The 20,900-nt window shown below is 69.6% G+C and carries 25 protein-coding genes and 1 tRNA gene; 17 read left to right on the top strand and 9 right to left on the bottom strand.

Annotated features, from left to right (window positions below):
- Nucleotides 1-267: 267 nt before the first annotated feature.
- Both ACIP5W_RS28230 and ACIP5W_RS28235 read left to right on the top strand, forming a co-directional pair.
- Complete coding sequence (locus ACIP5W_RS28230; protein ID WP_401479318.1) at nucleotides 268-2,613, top strand: immune inhibitor A domain-containing protein; 2,346 nt, start codon at nucleotides 268-270, stop codon at nucleotides 2,611-2,613.
- A gap of 145 nt (nucleotides 2,614-2,758) precedes the next feature.
- Entirely contained in the window at nucleotides 2,759-3,100 is a 342-nt protein-coding gene (locus ACIP5W_RS28235) for a hypothetical protein (protein ID WP_401479321.1), read from the top strand.
- Between the two features lie 151 nt (nucleotides 3,101-3,251).
- Here the strand turns inward: ACIP5W_RS28235 and ACIP5W_RS28240 are convergent, their stop codons facing one another.
- Together ACIP5W_RS28240 and ACIP5W_RS28245 are read right to left on the bottom strand one after the other, a co-directional pair.
- Complete coding sequence (locus tag ACIP5W_RS28240) at nucleotides 3,252-3,839, bottom strand: nicotinamidase (protein WP_401479324.1); 588 nt, start codon at nucleotides 3,837-3,839, stop codon at nucleotides 3,252-3,254.
- Between the two features lie 124 nt (nucleotides 3,840-3,963).
- Nucleotides 3,964-5,310 (bottom strand): nicotinate phosphoribosyltransferase, encoded by a 1,347-nt coding sequence (locus ACIP5W_RS28245; RefSeq protein WP_401479327.1) that lies wholly within the window; start codon nucleotides 5,308-5,310, stop codon nucleotides 3,964-3,966.
- Between the two features lie 136 nt (nucleotides 5,311-5,446).
- Here ACIP5W_RS28245 and clpS point away from each other — a divergent pair, with 136 nt between their 5' ends.
- The 7 genes from clpS to ACIP5W_RS28280 all read left to right on the top strand — a co-directional run bounded on the left by clpS (nucleotide 5,447) and on the right by ACIP5W_RS28280 (nucleotide 10,293).
- Entirely contained in the window at nucleotides 5,447-5,764 is a 318-nt protein-coding gene (gene clpS, locus ACIP5W_RS28250; protein WP_010039975.1) for an ATP-dependent Clp protease adapter ClpS, read from the top strand.
- An 11-nt stretch (nucleotides 5,765-5,775) separates the two neighbouring features.
- Nucleotides 5,776-6,378, top strand: a complete 603-nt coding sequence (locus tag ACIP5W_RS28255) for a DUF2017 domain-containing protein (RefSeq protein ID WP_401479331.1) — start codon at nucleotides 5,776-5,778, stop codon at nucleotides 6,376-6,378.
- Nucleotides 6,379-6,782: 404 nt separating this feature from the next.
- The gene (locus ACIP5W_RS28260; RefSeq protein WP_401479334.1) at nucleotides 6,783-8,225 is read left to right on the top strand and encodes an amino acid permease; all 1,443 of its coding nucleotides are present in this window, start codon (nucleotides 6,783-6,785) and stop codon (nucleotides 8,223-8,225) included.
- A gap of 130 nt (nucleotides 8,226-8,355) precedes the next feature.
- Nucleotides 8,356-8,778: a Mov34/MPN/PAD-1 family protein gene (locus ACIP5W_RS28265; protein WP_382792600.1), complete on the top strand. Its 423-nt coding sequence runs from the start codon at nucleotides 8,356-8,358 to the stop codon at nucleotides 8,776-8,778.
- 79 nt (nucleotides 8,779-8,857) lie between these two features.
- Nucleotides 8,858-8,953, top strand: coding sequence for a putative leader peptide (locus ACIP5W_RS28270; protein WP_309504872.1), 96 nt, complete (start codon nucleotides 8,858-8,860; stop codon nucleotides 8,951-8,953).
- Between the two features lie 100 nt (nucleotides 8,954-9,053).
- Nucleotides 9,054-9,332 carry a MoaD/ThiS family protein gene (locus tag ACIP5W_RS28275; protein WP_401479339.1) on the top strand — a complete coding sequence of 93 codons (279 nt, stop codon included), beginning with the start codon at nucleotides 9,054-9,056 and terminating at the stop codon, nucleotides 9,330-9,332.
- 10 nt (nucleotides 9,333-9,342) lie between these two features.
- Nucleotides 9,343-10,293, top strand: coding sequence for a PLP-dependent cysteine synthase family protein (locus ACIP5W_RS28280; protein WP_401479342.1), 951 nt, complete (start codon nucleotides 9,343-9,345; stop codon nucleotides 10,291-10,293).
- 40 nt (nucleotides 10,294-10,333) lie between these two features.
- On the opposite strand, the gene ACIP5W_RS28285 is transcribed toward ACIP5W_RS28280, so the two are convergent.
- Complete coding sequence (locus ACIP5W_RS28285; RefSeq protein WP_401479345.1) at nucleotides 10,334-10,795, bottom strand: type II toxin-antitoxin system PemK/MazF family toxin; 462 nt, start codon at nucleotides 10,793-10,795, stop codon at nucleotides 10,334-10,336.
- A gap of 248 nt (nucleotides 10,796-11,043) precedes the next feature.
- Here ACIP5W_RS28285 and ACIP5W_RS28290 point away from each other — a divergent pair, with 248 nt between their 5' ends.
- A complete protein-coding gene (locus ACIP5W_RS28290) occupies nucleotides 11,044-11,796 on the top strand; it encodes an MBL fold metallo-hydrolase (RefSeq protein WP_401479348.1) in 753 nt (250 codons plus the stop codon).
- Between the two features lie 84 nt (nucleotides 11,797-11,880).
- On the opposite strand, the gene ACIP5W_RS28295 is transcribed toward ACIP5W_RS28290, so the two are convergent.
- Both ACIP5W_RS28295 and ACIP5W_RS28300 read right to left on the bottom strand, forming a co-directional pair.
- A complete protein-coding gene (locus ACIP5W_RS28295; protein ID WP_401479350.1) occupies nucleotides 11,881-13,188 on the bottom strand; it encodes a PTS transporter subunit EIIC in 1,308 nt (435 codons plus the stop codon).
- Between the two features lie 213 nt (nucleotides 13,189-13,401).
- Nucleotides 13,402-14,703 (bottom strand): PTS transporter subunit EIIC, encoded by a 1,302-nt coding sequence (locus ACIP5W_RS28300; RefSeq protein ID WP_401479352.1) that lies wholly within the window; start codon nucleotides 14,701-14,703, stop codon nucleotides 13,402-13,404.
- 215 nt (nucleotides 14,704-14,918) lie between these two features.
- On the opposite strand from ACIP5W_RS28300, the gene ACIP5W_RS28305 reads away from it, so the two are divergent.
- From ACIP5W_RS28305 to rdgB, 4 genes are all read left to right on the top strand, one after another.
- Nucleotides 14,919-15,152, top strand: coding sequence for a glucose PTS transporter subunit EIIB (locus ACIP5W_RS28305; protein ID WP_401479355.1), 234 nt, complete (start codon nucleotides 14,919-14,921; stop codon nucleotides 15,150-15,152).
- A 90-nt stretch (nucleotides 15,153-15,242) separates the two neighbouring features.
- On the top strand, nucleotides 15,243-15,980 hold the full coding sequence (gene rph / locus ACIP5W_RS28310) for a ribonuclease PH (RefSeq protein ID WP_401479358.1): 738 nt from the start codon (nucleotides 15,243-15,245) through the stop codon (nucleotides 15,978-15,980).
- Between the two features lie 210 nt (nucleotides 15,981-16,190).
- On the top strand, nucleotides 16,191-16,601 hold the full coding sequence (locus tag ACIP5W_RS28315; RefSeq protein WP_401479360.1) for a hypothetical protein: 411 nt from the start codon (nucleotides 16,191-16,193) through the stop codon (nucleotides 16,599-16,601).
- A gap of 41 nt (nucleotides 16,602-16,642) precedes the next feature.
- Nucleotides 16,643-17,245, top strand: a complete 603-nt coding sequence (gene rdgB, locus ACIP5W_RS28320; protein ID WP_401479363.1) for an RdgB/HAM1 family non-canonical purine NTP pyrophosphatase — start codon at nucleotides 16,643-16,645, stop codon at nucleotides 17,243-17,245.
- A gap of 55 nt (nucleotides 17,246-17,300) precedes the next feature.
- Here the strand turns inward: rdgB and ACIP5W_RS28325 are convergent.
- From ACIP5W_RS28325 to bcp, 4 genes are all read right to left on the bottom strand, one after another.
- Nucleotides 17,301-17,375, bottom strand: a tRNA-Leu gene (locus tag ACIP5W_RS28325).
- 12 nt (nucleotides 17,376-17,387) lie between these two features.
- Nucleotides 17,388-18,251: an HNH endonuclease gene (locus tag ACIP5W_RS28330; protein WP_401479366.1), complete on the bottom strand. Its 864-nt coding sequence runs from the start codon at nucleotides 18,249-18,251 to the stop codon at nucleotides 17,388-17,390.
- Nucleotides 18,248-18,667 carry an HNH endonuclease gene (locus tag ACIP5W_RS28335; protein ID WP_401479369.1) on the bottom strand — a complete coding sequence of 140 codons (420 nt, stop codon included), beginning with the start codon at nucleotides 18,665-18,667 and terminating at the stop codon, nucleotides 18,248-18,250. Before ACIP5W_RS28335 ends, ACIP5W_RS28330 begins: the two co-directional genes overlap by 4 nt.
- 348 nt (nucleotides 18,668-19,015) lie before the next feature.
- Nucleotides 19,016-19,483 (bottom strand): thioredoxin-dependent thiol peroxidase, encoded by a 468-nt coding sequence (gene bcp / locus ACIP5W_RS28340; protein WP_401479372.1) that lies wholly within the window; start codon nucleotides 19,481-19,483, stop codon nucleotides 19,016-19,018.
- 101 nt (nucleotides 19,484-19,584) lie between these two features.
- On the opposite strand from bcp, the gene ACIP5W_RS28345 reads away from it, so the two are divergent.
- From ACIP5W_RS28345 to sugE, 3 genes are all read left to right on the top strand, one after another.
- Nucleotides 19,585-19,914, top strand: coding sequence for a DUF3618 domain-containing protein (locus ACIP5W_RS28345; protein ID WP_401479375.1), 330 nt, complete (start codon nucleotides 19,585-19,587; stop codon nucleotides 19,912-19,914).
- Nucleotides 19,915-20,011: 97 nt separating this feature from the next.
- Nucleotides 20,012-20,314: a GroES family chaperonin gene (locus ACIP5W_RS28350; protein WP_401479403.1), complete on the top strand. Its 303-nt coding sequence runs from the start codon at nucleotides 20,012-20,014 to the stop codon at nucleotides 20,312-20,314.
- A gap of 176 nt (nucleotides 20,315-20,490) precedes the next feature.
- Nucleotides 20,491-20,811, top strand: a complete 321-nt coding sequence (gene sugE / locus ACIP5W_RS28355) for a quaternary ammonium compound efflux SMR transporter SugE (RefSeq protein ID WP_030042545.1) — start codon at nucleotides 20,491-20,493, stop codon at nucleotides 20,809-20,811.
- The last annotated feature ends 89 nt before the right edge of the window (nucleotides 20,812-20,900 follow it).

Raw genomic sequence — 20,900 nt, forward strand, 5'->3', positions numbered from 1 at the left:
ACACGGTGCCGGTGCACAGGGGGCGCACGGAGTCATGGCGTCCACCTGCCGGACGGGACCGCGCGCCCTTCACATGACCGTCACATGTCCGCAATGCGAACGCGGGCTTCCAATAATGCGTTGACCTGTTCAAGTCAAGGTCTGTCTTTTCCGGTGAAGCAGTAGTCAAATGGCGTCACTTGACTACACGCGTATAACCGCGCGCGGACTTCCCTTGACATGGATCCCCCTTCCGCGCGTCCGGCACGCGTTAGGGGAGGCAATCAAGTGACCAGCAGATCCTGGACGTTCAGGACGGCCGCCACGGTCGTCGCCCTCGCGGCGGCCTCGGCGACGTTCTCGACGTTCGCCGTGGCACAGGCCGCCGACAACGCGCCGGCCGACACCCCGGCGGTGGACCGGCACGACCCGCAGCCGGCCAAGACCCGCGAACACGACTTCGACGGGCCGCTCAGCAAGACGCAGGAGGCCCAGCGCGAGGAAGCCCTCGAGCAGGTCATCTCCGGCGAAGCCACGGTCAAGAACCGGGACGGCTCCAAGGTCGTCCGGCTCGACAGCCGCAAGGGCGAGAGCAAGTACGTCGAACTCGGCCGCGAGAAGACCGACAAGATCTTCACGATCCTCGTCGAGTTCGGCGACCGGATAGACAGCCGCTACGGCGGCACCCCCGGCCCGCTGCACAACCAGATCGCGCAGCCGGACCGCACCAAGGACAACAGCACCGCCTGGCAGGCGGACTACGACCAGAAGCACTTCCAGGACCTGTACTTCGGCACCGCCAAGGGCACCGAGTCGCTGAAGAAGTACTACGAGAAGCAGTCCTCGGGCCGCTACTCGGTCGACGGCGAGGTCACCGACTGGGTCAAGGTCCCCTACAACGAGGCCCGTTACGGCTCCAACGACGCCTCCACCGGCGCCTGGTACGCCGTGCAGGACGGCGTCAACGCCTGGGTCGCCGAGCGCGAGGCCGCCGGTGACACCGCCGCCGAGATCAAGGCCGAACTGGCCGAGTACGACCAGTGGGACCGCTACGACTACGACGGCGACGGCGACTTCAACGAGTCCGACGGCTACATCGACCACTTCCAGATCGTGCACGCCGGCGAGGACGAGTCCGCGGGCGGCGGCGCCCAGGGCGAGGACGCCATCTGGGCCCACCGCTGGTACGCCTTCGGCACCGACGCCGGCTCCACCGGCCCGGACACCAACAAGCTCGGCGGCACCCAGATCGGCGACACCGGCATCTGGGTCGGCGACTACACCATCCAGCCGGAGAACGGCGGCCTGGGCGTCTTCGCCCACGAGTACGGCCACGACCTCGGCCTGCCCGACGAGTACGACACGGCGGGCGGCGAGAACTCCACCGGCTTCTGGACGCTGATGTCCTCCGGTTCCTGGCTCGGCACCGGCAAGGACTCCATCGGTGACCTGCCCGGCGACATGAACGCCTGGGACAAGCTCCAGCTCGGCTGGCTGGACTACGAGGTCGCCAAGGCGGGCGTGAAGTCCCGGCACACGCTGGGCGTCGCGGAGTACAACACCAAGAACCCGCAGGCCCTCATCGTCTCCCTGCCGGAGAAGACGGTCACCACCGAGGTCGTCGCGCCGGCCCAGGGCGCCACGCAGTGGTGGAGCGGCAGCGGTGACGACCTGCGCAACACCCTGACCCGCTCGGTCGACCTGACCGGCAAGTCGACGGCGGCGCTGTCGCTGGACGGCTGGTGGGACATCGAGACCGACTACGACTACCTCTACACCGAGGTGTCCACGGACGGCTCCAACTGGACGCCGGTCGACGGCAAGCTGGCCGACGGCTCGGCCGTCCCGCGGGACGGCAGCGGCAAGCCCGCCCTCACCGGCACGGTCGACGCCCACCAGAAGCTGACGTACTCCCTGGACGCCTACGCGGGCCAGAAGGTCGACGTCCGCTTCCGCTACGCCACCGACGGCGGCGTGGCCCAGAAGGGCTTCGCGGCCGACGAGATCACGGTGACCGCGGACGGCGCCACCCTGTTCTCCGACGACGCGGAGAGCGCGGACGCCGCGTGGACGGCCAACGGCTTCACCCGCATCGGCGCGGCCATCACGGACGACTACGCGCAGTACTACATCGCCGAGAACCGTCAGTACGTCTCGTACGACAAGGTCCTCAAGGTCGGCCCGTACAACTACGGCTTCTCGACGACCCGTCCGGACTGGGTGGAGCACTACCCGTACCAGAACGGCCTGTTGATCTGGAAGTGGGACACCTCCCAGGCCGACGACAACACCAGCCAGCACCCGGGTGAGGGCCTGATCCTCCCGGTCGACTCGCACCCGACCCCGCTGAAGTGGTCCGACGGCACCCTGATGCGCAACCGCGTCCAGGCCTTCGACTCCACCTTCAGCTGGTACCCGACCGACGCGATCACGCTGCACAAGGCCGACGTCGCCACGAAGATCAAGGCCCGTCCGGGCGTCCCGGTCTTCGACGACGGCAAGTCGACCTACTACGACGCGTCGAACCCGCTGGCCGGCGTCAAGATCACTGACACCAACACCTCGATCAAGATCGTCAGTGAGCCCCTGAGCGGCTCGACGGTCACCGTGAAGGTGGGCCCGTCGACCAAGTAGTCGACGTTTTAGCAGGTCAGAAGCGTATCGGCGGCAACCCTCTGGCGGGTTGCCGCCGATCGTGTTTAGGTGCCTCCTGTGCTCTTCTTATTGACAGTCCCGGGGACGACCGCATCGACACCGACACGCACGGGGGTGTGACCGCATGGCCGCAGGAGGTTTCTGCAAGCTGCCGAACGGCTCGGTGGTGGTGGCGCTGAACCTGCCCAGCCCCGCCGCCGGCGGCGCCGCCGTCCGCGTCCTCGTCCTCGCCCAGAACCGCGCCCGAGCCCTGACCAGGCTCCGCAACCTGGGCCTGCGCGCCGTCTACCTGCGGGGCAACGCGGCCCCGCCCGGCCCGGACGAGATCACCGCGGTCCTGCACCACCCCGACGGCCTGATCTGGCGCACGGCCCCCGACAACGCTGTCACCCCGCTGCTCGGCGTCCCGGAACCGTGGCGTCCGATCCGCGCGCTGCTGCGCCGCCCGGCGGCCACCGGGACGTAGGACCTCCCGTCCGGGTCATGCCGGACCCCGCGAGCCGGGCATGATCCGGACGAAAGACCCCGGCGCCTTCGGCCCGGACCGGCCCCCGCCGCTCCCCGGCCGGGACCGGTCCGGCCGGAAGACCCTAGGGGCCGCCCGTAAGCGGCCGGGATCACTGCACGACCGGCTTGCCCGACAGCTCCACGCCCGCCCCGCGCAGCTCCTCGAGCGCCCGCTCGGTGGTCTCCGGGGCGACCCCGGCGGTCAGGTCGAGCAGGACCTGGGTGCGGAAGCCCTCCCGGGCCGCGTCCAGCGCCGTGGCCCGCACGCAGTGGTCGGTGGCGATGCCGACCACGTCCACCTCGTCGATCCCGCGGGCGCGCAGCCAGTCGCCCAGCTTGACGCCGTTCTCGTCGGCGCCCTCGAACCCGCTGTACGCGGCGGCGTAGGCGCCCTTGTCGAAGACCGCGTCGACGGCGCCGGAGGCGACCGCCGGGGCGAAGTTCGGGTGGAAGCCGACGCCCTCGGTGCCCGCGACGCAGTGCGCGGGCCAGGAGTGCACGTAGTCGGGGTTGTCGGCGAAGTGGCCGCCGGGGGCGATGTGGTGGTCGCGGGTGGCCACCACGTGGCGGTACCCGGCGGGGGCCTGTCCGATCAGCTCGGTGATGGCGGCGGCGACATCGGCACCGCCGGACACCGCGAGGCTGCCCCCCTCGCAGAAGTCGTTCTGCACGTCTACGACGATCAAGGCGCGGCGCATGGTGGGTGTCCTTCGATGGGGGTCCCCCGCTCCTTCGAGCCGGGGAGGGTGAAGTAATCGAGCCTAGAGACTTCGGCGGCGGTACGGGAGGGGCGCGGTCCGCCCCGTCCCAGGAACATCGGCTCTAGTTGCCCGAGCGCCCCTGGACGTACTCCGTCGCAAGGACGGGTTCCCCGCGCGAGAGCTGTGTAGCGGACAGCGGCAGCCCGGCGCGGGCGGCCGCGTGCCGGTCGCGGACCACGTCCAGGGGCTCGCGGGCGACGACCTCGCCGCCCTTGACCAGCTCGACCTGCAGCTGGTGGCCGGCCAGCTCGGCGGGGACCTGGCCGGTGCCGACCACCTCGGCCTCGGCGACGCCGTCCGCGTCCGGGCGGCGCGCGGCCCACTTGCGGCCGCCGATCGACGTCTTGCCGCCGGACGACTTCTTCGCCACCGGCACCAGGGGAGCCTTCGGGTCGTCGGACTCGGCACGGGCGACCAGCTTGTAGACCATCGAGCAGGTCGGGTGCCCGGATCCGGTCACCAGCTGCGTGCCGACGCCGTACGCGTCCACGGGCGCCGCGGCCAGGGAGGCGATGGCGTACTCGTCGAGGTCCGAGGTCACGACGATCTTCGTGTCGGTCGCGCCCAGCTCGTCCAGCTGCTGGCGCACCCGGTGCGCGACGAGCAGCAGGTCGCCGGAGTCGATGCGCACCGCGCCCAGCTCGGGCCCGGCGACCTCCACGGCCGCCCGCACGGCCTCGGAGACGTCGTAGGTGTCCACGAGGAGGGTGGTGCCGCGGCCCAGCGACTCCACCTGGGCGCGGAAGGCGTCGCGCTCGGTGTCGTGCAGCAGGGTGAAGGCGTGCGCGCTGGTGCCCACCGTGGGGATGCCGTAGCGGAAACCGGCCGCCAGGTCGGAGGTGGTGGCGAAGCCGCCGACGTACGCGGCGCGGGACGCGGCCACCGCGGCCAGTTCGTGGGTGCGGCGGGCGCCCATCTCGATCAGCGGGCGCCGCCCGGCCGCCGAGGACATCCGGGAGGCGGCGGCCGCGATCGCGGAGTCGTGGTTGAGGATGGACAGGATCACGGTCTCCAGCAGCACGCACTCGGCGAAGGAGCCCTCGACCCGCATGACCGGCGAGCCGGGGAAGTACACCTCGCCCTCCGGGTAGCCCCAGACGTCACCCGAGAAGCGGTAGGAGGCCAGCCATTCCAGGGTGGCCTCGTCGACGATCTTCCGCTCGCGCAGGAAGCCGAGGACGCCCGCGTCGAAGCGGAAGTTCTCGACGGCGTCCAGGACGCGTCCGGTGCCGGCCACCACGCCGTAGCGCCGGCCCTCGGGCAGCCGCCGGGTGAAGACCTCGAAGACGCTGCGCCGCCCGGCGGTGCCCGCCCTCAGCGCGGCCTGCAGCATCGTCAGCTCGTACTGGTCCGTGAAGAGCGCCGTCGAGGGAACATCCACCGGCAGCCCGAGATCCGCTACGTCCACTTGCCTCACCTAGTCCGTACTCTCTTGGTGCCCCGGCCAGGCCGGGGGTCCGGGGGGCGTGCCCCCGGAGCGCGTCGCACGGCAGGGATCGTACCCCCTTTTCGTCGGTGTGACGATTTCCGGTGCGCATGGCAGCATGGGCAGTGTGACGTCACCCGCCCCCCTAGAGATCGAACGCACCGAGTCGGCGGAGGAGGTCTTCGCCGTACCGGAGCCGGACGTCCCCTGGGTCACGATCGTCCACAACGACCCGGTCAACCTCATGAGCTACGTGACGTACGTCTTCCAGACGTACTTCGGCTACTCCAAGGACAAGGCCACCAAGCTCATGCTCGACGTCCACCACAAGGGCCGGGCGGTCGTCTCCAGCGGAAGCCGCGAGGAGATGGAACGCGACGTGCAGGCGATGCACGGTTACGGACTGTGGGCCACCCTCCAGCAGGACCGGAAGTAGTCACCTCACCGATGCCAGGACACTTCGAACCGATCCCCGGCGGCGGCGCGGCCGTCGCCCTCGACGACGTCGAGATCTCCATCATCCGGTCGCTGGCCGTCCAGCTCCTGGAGCTGATCGGCCCCGGCCCCGCCGAGGACGCCTCCGCCGACCCGCTCGCGGAACTGTTCGCCGAGGGCCCGAGCGAACCGCCCTCCGACCCGGTCCTCCAGCGTCTCTTCCCCGACGCCTACGTCGACCCCGAGGCCGCCCCCGGGCCCCGGGAGGAGGAGGAACGGCGCTCCCGCTCCGCCGAGTTCCGCCGCTTCACCGAGAACGACCTCAGGGCCGGCAAGCGTGAGAACGCGCTCGCGGTCGTGCGCTCCCTGGACGCGCTGGTCGCCGGGGACGACGGCGTGGCGGTCCTCGAGCTGTCGCCCGAGGGCTCCCGGCAGTGGCTCGGCGCGCTCAACGACCTCCGTCTGGCGATCGGCTCCCGGCTGGACATCACCGCCGAGGACGACACCGACCTCCTCTACCGGCTGCCGGACGAGGACCCGCGCAAGCCGATGGTGATGGCGTACCTGTGGCTGGGCGGCCTCCAGGAGACGCTTGTGACCACCCTCATGGGCTGAGGCCCGCCCGGGTCTGCCCGGGGCGCGCTCCAGGAGGCGGGGAGGACGTCCCGCGAGCCGAGGAACCACCCCTTATGGCGTGATGTGTGACGGTTCCGTGTTCGCTCAGAGGACGCTCAAATCCGGATAACGATCACGTCACCGACGCGGCCGACTGTGCCCCTTTTGTGTCCAGTTTGGCCGCTTCTCCCTGTGGGATGCGCCACACGCCGCCCGGACGATCAGGATGACGGGCGTGATAAATCTTCACGACCGCCCGACGGACACCACCCGTATGTCCGCCGGGTGCGCCACCGAGCCGGCGGATCGCCGGCCAGGCACAACGCTCCATCAGTCCGGGGGGATCGAGAACCGGTCCGCGGCCGACGAAGGCCCGGTTCGGCATGGAGAAAGGCGCACCACACATGACCTCCGCTCAGGTCGACACGGAGAAGGCCCCAGAGGGCTCGGAGGAGGGCTACGAGCGCGGACTCGGCAGCCGCCAGGTCCAGATGATCGCGATCGGCGGCGCCATCGGCGTCGGCCTCTTCCTGGGAGCCGGGGCGAACATCGCCAAGGCCGGTCCCAGCCTCATCCTCATGTACGCCCTCGCGGGCGTGATCATCTTCTTCATCATGCGGGCGCTCGGCGAGCTGCTCCTCTACCGCCCGGTCTCCGGGTCCTTCGCGGAGTACTCCCGCGAGTTCCTCGGCCCGTTCTTCGGCTACTTCACCGGCTGGACGTACTGGCTGATGTGGGTGGTGACCGGCATGGCCGAACTGACGGCCGCCGCGATCTACGTCAACTACTGGTTCCCGTCCATCCCCCAGTGGGTGACGGCCCTGGTCTTCCTGGTGGTCCTCTTCGGGGTCAACCTGATCTCCGTGAAGCTCTTCGGTGAGCTGGAGTTCTGGTTCTCGATGGTCAAGGTCACCGCGCTCATCGGCATGATCGTCATCGGCCTCGGCGTCCTCACCTTCGGCTTCAGCTCGGCCGGCGACACCGCCGCCGTCTCCAACCTGTGGGCCTTCGACGGCTTCTTCCCCAAGGGCGTCGGCTCCTCCCTCATGACCCTCCAGGGCGTCATGTTCGCCTACCTCGCCGTCGAGCTGGTCGGCGTCACCGCGGGCGAGTCCGAGGATCCGGAGAAGACCCTCCCCAAGGCCATCAACACGCTTCCGTGGCGCATCGCGCTCTTCTACGTCGGCGCGCTCACCGTCATCCTCTGCGTCGTCAGGTGGACCGAGTTCGCGCCCGGCGTGAGCCCCTTCGTCGCCGCCTTCGCCAAGATCGGCATCCCGGCCGGCGCCGCCATCGTCAACTTCGTCGTGCTCACCGCCGCCCTGTCCTCCTGCAACTCCGGCATGTACTCCACCGGCCGCATGCTGCGCAACCTCGCCGACAGCGGCGAGGCCCCCGCCGCCTTCCGCAAGCTGTCCGCGACCAAGACGCCCGCCCTCGGCATCGCCGTCTCCGTCGCCTTCATGGGCATCGGCGTCGTCCTCAACTACGTCGTCCCCGAGAAGGCCTTCGGCTACGTCACCTCCGTCGCCACCGCGGCCGGCATCTGGACCTGGCTGATGATCCTGATCAGCCACGTCCTCTACCGCCGCGCGGTCGACGCGGGCCGCCTGCCCGCCTCGCCCTTCCCGGCGCCCGGCGGCGCGAAGTGCAGCTACGTCGCCATCGCCTTCCTCCTCTTCGTCACCGGCCTCATCGCCTACGACGCCGACTCCCGCGTCTGCCTCTACGTGATGGCCGGCTGGGCCGCCGCCCTCGGCGTCGGCTGGGCCGTGCTGAAGACCCGCAGCCCGCAGACCGGCCAGGACCGCCGGCCGGAACTCGGGGAATTCGACAAGGCGGGCTGACCTCCGAGGACGTCCGGCCGCAGGGAGCACTCGTGGCGCCCCCCGCGGCTGCCGCTCAGGACGTCCGGCATACGGGCCGCGCCGTACCGCCCTTCGGTACGGCGCGGCCCCTCTGCTTATCCTGGCGACCATGCTGACCCTCACCCAGGCCCTGTTCGACCAGATCGTCGCCCACGCGCGCGAGGACCACCCCGACGAGGCGTGCGGCGTGGTCGCGGGCCCCGCAGGCTCGGGCCGCCCCGAGCGGTTCATCCCCATGCTCAACGCGGCCCGCTCGCCCACCTTCTACGAGTTCGACTCGCAGGACCTGCTCAAGCTCTACCGCGAGATGGACGACCGCGACGAGGAGCCGGTGGTCATCTACCACTCCCACACGGCCACCGAGGCCTACCCCTCCCGCACCGACATCTCCTACGCCAACGAGCCCGGCGCCCACTACGTCCTCGTCTCCACCGCCGACACCGACGACGCCGGCCCCTTCCAGTTCCGCTCCTACCGGATCGTGGACGGCCAGGTCACGGAGGAGGAGGTCAAGGTCGTCGAGGCGTACTGATCCCGGCATCCGGTCGGAAACCATCCATCATGTGGGATCACACTCCAGGGCCCGGACCGGGAATCGATACGATGAGCCCATGGTTTTCCATGACGTGAGCGAGAAGACGCCGGGCGCACTGCTCGTGGCGCGGCTGCACGTCGACCTGTGCAGGCTCGCCAGCGCCATCTGTTGACGCCGGTCCTGCCGCCGTACGGCCGTGCGCCGCGGCGCCCCCGCACGCTTGTCCCGCCTTGTCCCGCGCTGCCCACACCTTCCGACAGGAGCCCTGAGCCATGGCCATCGAGGTCCGCATCCCCACCATCCTCCGCCAGTACACCGACGGTCAGAAGGCGGTGGAGGGCAGCGGTGAGACCCTCGCCGACCTGTTCGCCGACCTCGAGGCCCGGCACACGGGCATCCAGGCCCGCATCGTGGACAACGGCCAGCTGCGCCGCTTCGTCAACGTGTACCTCAACGACGAGGACGTCCGCTTCGTCGACGGCATCGCCACCAAGCTGGCCGACGGCGACACCGTGACGATCCTGCCGGCCGTGGCCGGCGGCATGGCCTGAGCCGGTCCCGATGCGCTACGACTCCCCCCTCGCCGCGGTGGGCAACACCCCCCTGGTGCGCCTGCCGCGGCTCTCGCCCTCCGCCGACGTCCGCATCTGGGCCAAGCTGGAGGACCGCAACCCCACCGGCTCCGTCAAGGACCGCCCCGCCCTGCACATGATCGAGCAGGCGGAGAAGGACGGCCGGCTCACCCCCGGCTGCACCATCCTGGAGCCGACCTCCGGCAACACCGGCATCTCCCTCGCCATGGCCGCCAGGCTCAAGGGCTACCGCATGGTGTGCGTGATGCCCGAGAACACCTCGCAGGAGCGCCGCGACCTGCTGGGCATGTGGGGTGCCGAGATCATCCCGTCCCCGGCCGCGGGCGGCTCCAACACCGCCGTACGCGTCGCCAAGGAGCTGTCCGCCGAGCACCCCGACTGGGTGATGCTCTACCAGTACGGCAACGCGGACAACGCCGGCGCCCACTACGCCACGACCGGCCCGGAGATCCTCGCCGACCTCCCCTCCGTCACCCACTTCGTCGCAGGCCTCGGCACCACCGGCACCCTCATGGGCGTCGGCCGCTACCTGCGCGAACACAAGCCCGACGTCAGGATCGTCGCCGCCGAGCCCCGCTACGACGACCTGGTCTACGGCCTGCGCAACCTCGACGAGGGCTTCGTCCCCGAGCTGTACGACGCCTCCGTCCTCACCACCCGCTTCTCCGTCGGCTCGGCCGACGCCGTCACCCGCACCCGCGAGCTGCTCCAGCAGGAAGGCATCTTCGCGGGCGTCTCCACGGGCGCCGCCCTGCACGCCGCGATCGGCGTCGGCAGGAAGGCCCTCAACGCGGGAGAGAGCGCCGACATCGTGTTCGTCGTCGCCGACGGCGGCTGGAAGTACCTCTCCACCGGCGTCTACACGGCCGCCACCACCGAAGAGGCCATCGAGACGCTCCAGGGCCAGCTCTGGGCGTGAGCGGGCCCGCCCGCCGAGCGCCGTGCCGTCAGGTGACGGGCTATGTCGTCAGGTGACGGACCTGGTCCCACAGGGCCGGGTCCACCACACCCACCCGGCGCCGGAAGTCGCCCAGCGGCACCTGGCGCAGCTCGTCCGTCTCCAGGTAACTCGCCCGCCCCCGCGCGTCCCCGACCGAGCCCGGCGGCAACGGGATCACCCCGGCCCGCTCGTCGTGGTACCTGCTGGTGATCTTCGCGACGGTCACCCGGTTCCCCCGCACCGTCAGCACCAGACACGGCCGGTCCTTCGCGCCCGGCCCGTCCTCGAACGGCACGTTCGCCCACCAGATCTCCGCAGGCCGCGGCCGCCCGGCGCCCCGCCCGCGCTCCCGCTCCGGCCGTCCCGGCGGCCGGGACCTGCGCCCCGCCGGACGCCGACCGCGCCCCCAGCCGTCGACGAGTGCGGCGACCAGTGCGAGCAGCACCACCGCCACGAGAGCCAGCCACCAGGACGTGTCCATACGCACGACCGTACCGGGGCGTGTTCACCGGCGCGCGCCCTTCCTCGCGCCCCCGCGCTCCGGGTCCAGCCGAACCGGTGACAGCACAGGTGAGTTCCCCCACAACAGCCCCTGGCGGAGGAGCGACCGAAGGTTTTGCGCCTTACGCTCGACGGACCGCACGACCCCTGTCGCCCCGTTCCCACGACCGTCCGTCTTCCGACCTTCCCCGGTACTTCCCGGTCCCCGCCAGCGGAGGTTTCTGCTCTATGAAGCTCACCGTCGTCGGCTGCTCGGGGTCGTTCCCGTCCGCGGAATCGGCCTGCTCGAGCTACCTCGTCGAGGCCGACGGCTTCCGGCTGCTCCTCGACATGGGCAACGGCGCCCTGGGCGAGCTGCAGCGCCACTGCGGTCTCTACGACCTCGACGCGATCTTCCTGAGCCATCTGCACGCCGACCACTGCATCGACATGTGCGCGTACTTCGTGGCCCGCTACTACCGCCACGACGGCGGCCGCTGCGCCCCCCTCCCGGTCTACGGCCCCGAGGGCACCGAACACCGCCTCACCACGGCCTACGCCGACACCCCCTCGGCCTCCTCCATGAGCGAGGTCTTCGACTTCCACACCGTCAAGCCCTCCACCTTCGACATCGGCCCGTTCACGGTCCACACGGAACGCGTGGCCCACCCGGTGGAGGCCTACGGCATCCGTATCGAGCACGGCGGGCGGACGCTCACCTACTCCGGCGACACCGGAGTCAGCCCGGCCCTCGACGAACTCGCCCGCGACAGCGACCTGTTCCTGTGCGAGGCCGCGTTCACGTACGGCAAGGAAGACATCCCCGACCTGCACCTCAACGGCCGCGAGGCGGGACAGACGGCGGCCCGGGCGGGTGTTCGCCGCCTCGTCCTCACCCACATCCCCCCGTGGACCGACCCGCAGGCCAACCTCGCGGACGCCCGCGCGGCGTTCGACGGTCCGGTGGAAGTGGCGGTCCCGAGGGCGACGTACCAGATCTGACGTCCTCGCCCTGCGCGCAGGCACGACGAAGGCCCCCGGAGCGGTTCAGGGCTCCGAGGGCCTTCGTCATGTGCGGGGCCGGACTCACGCCTTCGTGAGGTCCTCGACCTCCTCCTCGGGCTCGCGGCCGGGGGTGGTGAGGTTGAACCTGGTGATGGCGAAGCGGAAGACGACGTAGTAGATCACCGCGAAGACCAGGCCGATCGGGATCAGCAGCCAGGGCTTGGTGGAGATGCCCCAGTTGATGAAGACGTCGATGAAGCCGGCCGAGAAGCTGAAGCCCATGTGCATACCCAGAGCCCAGGTCACGGCCATCGAGACCGCGGTGAGAACCGCGTGGATGGCGTATAGCACTGGTGCGATGAACATGAAGGTGAACTCGATGGGCTCGGTGACGCCCGTGAAGAACGAGGTCAGGGCCATCGACAGCATCATGCCCAGTACAGCCTTGCGGCGCTCCGGACGGGCGGAGTGGGCGATCGCGAGGGCGGCGGCGGGCAGACCGAACATCATGATCGGGAAGAAGCCGGTCATGAACAGTCCGGCGTCCGGGTCGCCGGCGAAGAAGCGCGGCAGGTCGCCGTGGAAGACGGTCCCGGCGGCGTTGGTGAAGTCGCCGATCTGGAACCAGGCGACCGAGTTGACGAACTGGTGCATCCCGATCGGGATCAGGGCGCGGTTGATCAGACCGAAGAGTGCCGCACCGAAGGAGCCGAGGCCGGTCATCCACTCGCCGAAGTCGGTGATGACGTTGCCGATGGGCTCCCAGCCCACGACGACCAGCACACCGAGGACGGTGCCCACGGCGGCCGTGATGATCGGAACGAGACGGCGGCCGTTGAAGAAGCCGAGCCAGTCGACGAGCTGCTTGCGGTGGTAGCGCTGCCAGAGCACGGCTGTCAGCAGGCCGAGGATGATGCCTCCGAGGACGCCCGGGTTCTGGAAGCTCGCGGTCTGCGCCGCCTCGTTGCCCTTCTGCCAGAACCCCCCGCCGAGACCGGTCGCCGTGTAGGTGGCGCCTTCGTGCCCGTCCTTGATCGGGTACTGGTGGATCACCGCGTAGTAGGTGAGGAAGCCGACCACGGCGGCCAGCGCGGTCGAGCCGTCGGCCTTCTTCGCGAAACCGATGGCGACGCCTATGCAGAACAGCAGGGGAAGGCCGAACGAACTGTCCAGGAGAGCGCCACCCGCTCCGGCGAACACCTTCGCCACGTCGGCGGGGATGTGGAACCTCTCCTGGGAGTCCGCCTGGCCGAGCCGCAGCAGGATGCCGGCCGCCGGCAGCACGGCGATGGGCAGCTGGAGGCTGCGGCCGACCTTCTGAAGGCCCTGGAACAGGCCGGATCCCCACTTCTTCGTGGGGGCCGCCGCTGGCGAGGTGGCGGTGCTCATAGACTTCCTCCATCGGTGGTGGTCTACACCACTCAGTGGTGTAGACCTGTTTCTAGCACGATGAAGGCGATATAAGGAACCCGTCAAAACTGCAACCGGAGCACTACGCACCGCACCCGCGCCGCACCCGCCCGAACGCCCCCGGCACGGCACGGCGAAGGGCCCCCGGACCGGCGGTCCGAAGGCCCACGACCCTTGCCCGCAAGGCCCTTGTCAGGCCTTGGTGATGTCCTCCCGCTCCTCCTCCGGCTCCCGCCCCGGCGTCTTCAGGTCGAACCGGGTGATCGCGAAGCGGAAGACCACGTAGTAGACGAGGGCGAAGCCCAGGCCGATCGGGACGATCGCCCACGGCCGCGTCGCCAGACCCCAGTTGATGACGTAGTCGATGAGGCCCGCCGAGAAGCTGAAACCGTCGTGCACCCCCAGCCCCCACGTCAGCGCCATCGACGCACCCGTCAGCACCGCGTGGATCGCGTACAGCACCGGCGCCACGAACAGGAACGAGTACTCGATCGGCTCCGTGATGCCCGTCACGAACGACGTCAGCGCCACCGACAGCATCAGACCCCCGACCTCCTTGCGACGGCCCGGCCGCGCGCAGTGCGTGATCGCCAGGGCCGCCGCCGGCAGCGCGAACATCATGATCGGGAAGAAGCCCGAGGTGAACTGCCCCGCGTCCGGGTCGCCCGCCAGGAACATGTTGATGTCACCGTGCACCGTCGTCCCGTCCGGCTTGGTGTACGAACCGAACTGGAACCAGATGGGCACGTTCAGGAACTGGTGCAGACCGATCACCAGCAACGCCCGGTTCGCCACCCCGAAGATGCCCGCACCCCAGGCGTCCAGACCGTCCAGCCAGTCGCTGAAACTCTCCAGCGCGGCACCGATCGGCGGCCAGACCCACAGGCACAACGCCGCGAAACCGATCGCCACGAAGGACATGACGATCGGGACGAGACGCCGCCCGTTGAAGAAGCCCAGCCAGTCCACCAGCTTCGTGCGGTGGAAACGCTGCCAGAAGTAGGCCGTCAGCAGACCGATCACGATGCCGCCGAACACACCCGGATTCTGGTAGGTGAACGCCACCACCGTGCCGTCCTCGGTCCCCTGGCAGCCGATGCCCGGCACGGCCTCCAACCCCTCGCCGCAGTCCTCCGGGAACTGCCGCAGCACGTTGTAGTAGACGAGGAACCCCGCCACCGCCGCCAGCGCCGTCGAACCGTCGGACTTCTTCGCCATCCCGATGGCCACACCGACGCAGAACAGCAGCGGCAGCCCCAGCTGGCCGTCGAGCAGCGCGCCGCCCGCGCCCGCCATCACCTTCGAGACGTCCGTCCAGCCCAGCCCGTCGGCCCCGAACACGTCCGGCTGGCCGAGCCTGTTGAGGATGCCCGCGGCCGGCAGCACCGCGATCGGCAGCTGAAGACTGCGCCCCATCTTCTGCAGCCCCTGGAACAGAGCGTTCCAGCGGGCCCGCCCGGGACCGGCCGTGGTGTCGGCGCTCTCGGCACTCATGGTTTGGCGACCGCCTGTCAGGTGGTGTAGACCAGCTACGGACGATTTCACGGCTGTGCCGTCATCCTTCGGCACCGCCGGCACGATCGCTCGCAAAGATGGGCCAACTGTGGGTTACTGCGACAAAGCGGTCCCGACCGGACCGCACCACGTCAACCAGGCAACCCGGGTGACCCAAGAACTCCAACGGCTTCAGGGACTTCAGGGAGAAGCACATGGCCAGCAAGGCTGAGAAGATCGTCGCCGGGCTCGGCGGCATCGACAACATCGAAGAAGTCGAAGGCTGCATCACCCGCCTGCGCACCGAGGTCATCGACGCGGGCAAGGTCGACGAAGCCGCCCTGAAGGCCGCCGGCGCCCACGGCGTCGTCAAGATGGGCACCGCCATCCAGGTCGTCATCGGCACCGACGCCGACCCCATCGCCGGGGAGATCGAAGACATGATGTGAGTCGTGGCGTCGAACCCGCCGCTCACCCGAAGGGGCCCCACCGCACCCGCGGCAGGGGCCCCTTCCGCGTCTGCCGCTAGGCTCGACGCCATGTCTCGCATCGACGGCCGCACCCCCGAACAACTCCGCCCCGTCACCATCGAACGCGGCTGGAGCAAGCACGCCGAAGGCTCCGTCCTCGTCTCCTTCGGCGACACCAAGGTCCTCTGCACCGCCTCCGTCACCGAAGGCGTCCCCCGCTGGCGCAAGGGCAGCGGCGAGGGCTGGGTCACCGCGGAGTACTCCATGCTGCCCCGCGCCACCAACACCCGCGGCGACCGCGAATCCGTCCGCGGCAGGATCGGCGGCCGCACCCACGAGATCTCCCGCCTCATCGGCCGCTCCCTGCGCGCCGTCATCGACTACAAGGCACTCGGCGAGAACACCATCGTCCTCGACTGCGACGTCCTCCAGGCCGACGGCGGCACCCGCACCGCCGCCATCACCGGCGCCTACGTCGCCCTCGCCGACGCCGTCGGCTGGGCCCAGGGCCGCAAACTGATCAAGGCCGGCCGCCGGCCCCTCACCGGCACCGTCTCCGCCGTCTCCGTCGGCATCGTCGGCGGCGTCCCCCTCCTCGACCTCTGCTACGAGGAGGACGTCCGCGCCGAAACCGACATGAACGTCGTCTGCACCGGCGACGGCCGCTTCGTCGAGGTCCAGGGCACCGCCGAGGCCGAGCCGTTCGCCCGCGACGAACTCAACTCCCTTCTGGACCTGGCCGTTTCGGGCTGCACGGAATTGGCCACCGCGCAGCGCACGGCACTTGATACCGTCCTGCAAAAGTAAAGAGCACGCCAAGCAGTGCCGGACGCGCGGGCAACCCCGCCGTCCGCTCCTGCGTCTTGCGCAGTAGGACGGCCCGCGCACGGCCGTACCCACGGCGGCCCGGACGACGGCCGCCCGTACGGCCCCGCACCGGGGCCGTACCCGCGGCCCCCACCAGGGCCGTACACGACGGGGGCCTCCCGGGGCCTGCACAAGGGGAGGAACACAGCCATGTCCCAGTCCGCCGGCCGCCACCGACACCGCCGCGTCACCATCGCCGCCGCCACCGCGGCCGTCGCGCTCACCCTCGGACTCACGACCACCGGCTGCGACGCCGTGAACAAGGCACTCGACTGCGTCCAGACCGCCGACTCCATCGCCGACAGCGTCACCGACCTCCAGCAGGCCGTGGAGAACGCCGCCGACGACCCGACACAGACCCAGGAGTCCCTCACCTCCATCGAGAACAACCTCGACAAGATAGGTGACAAGACGGACAACGTCGACGTCGACAAGGCGGTCGACGGCCTCCGCGAGGCCGTCACCAACGTCCGCACCGCCATCGAGAACGGCGACAACACCCCCGACCTCGGCCCCGTCACCGACGCGGCGGGCGAACTCACCAAGGTCTGCACGCCGTAGGACCCCGCGGAACCCCGCACGCGAGCCGCGATACTGGGCGCATGACCCGCCTGATCCTCGCCACCCGCAACGCCGGAAAGATCACCGAACTCAGGTCGATCCTCGCCGACGCAGGCCTGCCCCACGACCTCGTCGGCGCGGACGCCTACCCCGACGTCCCCGACGTCAGGGAGACCGGCGTCACCTTCGCCGAGAACGCCCTCCTCAAGGCCCACGCCCTCGCCCGCGCCACCGGCCACCCCGCGATCGCCGACGACTCCGGCCTCTGCGTCGACGTCCTGGGCGGCGCCCCCGGCATCTTCTCGGCCCGCTGGGCCGGCGCCCACGGCGACGACAAGGCCAACCTCGACCTGCTCCTCGCCCAGCTCTCCGACATCGCCGACGCACACCGGGGCGCCCACTTCGCCTGCGCGGCGGCCCTCGCCCTCCCCGACGGCACGGAACGCGTGGTCGAAGGCCGGCTCCGGGGCGTCCTCCGCCACACCCCGGCCGGCACGAACGGGTTCGGCTACGACCCGATCCTCCAGCCGGACGGCGAGACCCGCACCTGCGCGGAACTGACGGCGGAGGAGAAGAACGCGATCAGCCACCGGGGGGAGGCGTTCCGGGGGCTGGTGCCGGTGGTGCGGGAGCTGCTGGGCTGAGACAACACAAAGGCCCCGCACCTTTGAACCGAAGGTGCGGGGCTCGCTCTGTCCGTGGGCCCGGTGGGACTCGAACCCACGACACACCGGACCTAAACCGGCGCCCTCTGGCCAGCTGGGGTACGGGCCCAGGTCGCTCACTCTACTGTGCCTGCCCGGGCGCCGGGAAAGCGACGTCCGCCCGGCGGCGGTTCGAGAAACTGCTTGTCTGGCTGTGGCAGGAAGGGCACAGATACCTCAGGTTCTGCCGCCTGTTGTCCAGTCGGTCGCCGTTGACGTGATCGATCTCCAGCACGAGATTGTGGTCCTGCCATGTGTCTCCGAGTCCGCATTCAGCGCAGACATGCGGTACCGCGAGATCGTCGAGGGCTCGCCTGAGCAGCATTGTCTTGGTGCGCGGGCTCCCTGGAGGGAGAAGCACCAGGATTTCGGCCGCAGATCTCCGGTTCGGGGAACGAGTGCCACGGAAGTGGCCCTGACCTGTGAAGTGCGCGGTCGACAGGCCGTGGAACTCGATGCCGCGCTTCACGAGCGCCCGGGCCGCACTGTTGTCCCTCCGGCCGAGGGCGGCCAGAACGCCGGCCAGACTCGTCGCGGCCTCGACCGCGGGTGCCAGTTCGTCGCGGCGAGGGACGCCGGGGCCGTACCTGCGGCCTCCGGTGAAGTGCGAGGTGTCGATCCCGAACTTGTCCAGCTGCTTCCTGATGTGGCCGTACGGGCTGTCGCACGGAGGAAAGCCCATGTACTCCAGCATCTCCTTGATGCTGTATGAACGGGCGGCTGCTTCTCGGAGGAGACTCTCCGGGTAGCTGCGCCGCTCACGTTGCGGCAGGGGTTCCTCCCGGAAGTGGGAGGTGTCGATACCGTAGTGCCGAAGGCGCTGGTTCAGATAGCGGCGCGGGCCGCTACCCAGGGGCATGCCCAGTTCGCGCATCAGGTCGGCGGTGCTCGTGGCCCTGGCGGCAGCCCGGGTCAGCACGGCGCACGTGAACTCCGGTCTGCTCATGCGGTCCTCCTCGGCTTGCGCCCGCGGTAGGTGTCCGTCACCGCATGGCAGTTGGGACAGAGGAGTCGCAGATTCTCCGGCCGGTTGTCCCACCAGTCGCCGTTGATGTGGTCGACCTCCAACCGAAGGGGCTTGTTGTTCCATTCGGGACCCGTGCCACACATCGTGCAGACATCCTCGATGCCGCTTCGCAGCAGTTGGTGTCGAAGGCGGCTGCCGGGGATTCTGCCGTCGCCCTGTGAGCCTAGGGTGAGCGGATTGCCGCGCGAGCCCTTCGGTCCTCCTCGCCGCACGGTGAAGTGGGACGTGTCGATGCCGAGACTCGCGATACGGCGGCTGATGTGGGTGTGGTTGCCGCCCACGGGGTTGATGCCCAGGCGGCGAACCACTTCTTTGATGCTGCTGGATGCGGCCACTACCTCTCGCAGCAGTGCCTCACTGTGACGTGCCCACCGTGTGGGGAAATGGGAGACGTCGACACCTGCGTCCGCCATCTTCTGGCGCAGATAGCGTCTGCTGCCCGCTGTCGGCGTTCCTCCACACCATCGCACGGCGTCGTCCCAGCTTGTCGTCGCACGAGCTGCCTCTTGGAGCAACTCACGGGTGTACCTCGCGGCCACCGAAACCCCCTCCGTCCCCGACCACCCGTTCGTGGTCTCGTACGGAGTAACGAACCGTTTATCGGACAGTCACGGACGGGAAGGGGGGGGCGGCCCGCGCCGGGGTTGCGGTGCGGGCCGCCAGAGGGTCGGGGGAGGGGGGACTCAGATGCCCAGGTCCTTGATGATCTTGGCTACGTGACCGGTCGCCCGGACGTTGTAGAAGGCGTGCTCGACCTTGCCGTCCTCGTCGACGACGATCGTCGAGCGGATGACGCCCAGGTACGTCTTGCCGTAGTTCTTCTTCTCGCCGAAGGCGCCGTAGGCGTCGAGGGTCTTCTTGTCGGGGTCGGCCAGAAGAGTGACCTTGAGGGACTCCTTCTCGCGGAACTTCCCCAGCTTCTCGGGGGTGTCGGGGGAGATGCCGATGACGTCGTACCCGGCGCCGGCGAGGAGGTCGAGGTTGTCGGTGAAGTCGCAGGCCTGCTTCGTGCAGCCGGGGGTCAGGGCGGCCGGGTAGAAGTAGACGATGACCTTGCGGCCCTTGTGGTCCGACAGGGACACCTCGTTGCCGTCGGCGTCGGGGAGGGTGAAGGCGGGGGCCACGTCCCCGGGCTGGAGTCGCTCGCTCATCGGGCCAGCGTAACCGGGGGTCCTGACAGTGCGGGCGCGCGGGGAACTGACAGACTGTCCAGAACACGTAGGAAACGTCGGCTCACTTCGGAGGCCCCACCGTGGCGGACACGTCGGACACCAGAACCCCGGCGCAGATCGAGGCGGACATCAGGCGCCGTCGAGACACGCTGGCTGAGACGCTCGACGAGATCGGGGTGCGGGTGCATCCGAAGACGATCGTCGGCGATGCCAAGGCGAAGGTCGCGGCCAATGTCGATCACACCCTCGGGAGGGCCTATGTGCAGGTCAACCGGGTGGTGAGCGATGTGCGGGCGCAGTTCGTGGACGAGGAGGGCGCGCCGCGTCTGGAGCGGGTGGTGCCGGTGGCCCTCGTGGTGGTCGGGGTCGTGGGGCTGCTCGCGTTCAGCTCGCGGCGTCGCAAGGGCTGACCCGGAGGCGTCGCTGCCGTGCGGAGACAGGTAGGTTCGTGGCGTGAGCGGTAACAGAAGCGAGCACAGCAGCCACGACGACAAGCTCCCCATCCGGATGCTGCACGACCGGGTCCTGGTGCGCCAGGAGGCCGGTGAGGGCGAGCGGCGTTCCGGCGGCGGGATCCTGATCCCGGCGACGGCGGCCGTGGGCCGTCGGCTGGCGTGGGCGGAGGTCGTGGCGGTGGGCCAGAACGTGCGGACCGTGGAGCCGGGCGACCGGGTGCTGTACGACCCGGAGGACCGGGCCGAGGTGGAGGTGCGGGGCGTCGCGTACGTGCTGATGCGCGAGCGTGATCTGCACGCGGTGGCCGCGGACCGGTTCGAGGGGTCGGAGGACTCGACGGGCCTGTACCTCTGATGCCTGTGAAGTAGTGGCCAGTAGTGGCCGAGAAGGGCTGGTGACCATGGTCACCAGCCCTTCTCTGTGTGTTTTGCTAGCGTGGAGGGAGCCCGACGAGACGCGCCGTACCGGGATGGACCAAGGCAAAGACGACGCACTGTTCTGTTGAGTGTTCGTTCCTCGGAGGTGCTGTCATGGCCTGGGTCCTGCTGGTCGTCGCCGGTCTGCTGGAGGTGGGCTGGTCGGTCGGGATGAAGTACACCGACGGGTTCACGCGGCTGGTGCCGAGCCTTTTCACCGGTGCGGGGATCGTCGCCAGCATGCTGCTGCTGTCGTACGCCGCCCGTTCGCTGCCGATCGGGACCGCGTACGGCGTGTGGGTGGGGATCGGGGCGGCGGGGGCGGCGGTGTTCGGCATGGTGGTGCTGGGGGAGCCGGCGACCGCCGCCCGGATCTTCTTCGTGTGTCTGCTGCTGGTCGCCGTGGTGGGGCTGAAGGCGACCTCGGGACACTAGCTTGATCTTTAACCTGTGCGGCGTGGGCGCGGAGTGGTCGACTTCTTGGCCCGGGACGTAGTGGTGCCCGTCTTGCGGGGTGTGTGGAC

Source organism: Streptomyces sp. NPDC088766 (genome assembly GCF_044750845.1).
In the GTDB taxonomy this organism is placed as follows: Bacteria; Actinomycetota; Actinomycetes; order Streptomycetales; family Streptomycetaceae; genus Streptomyces.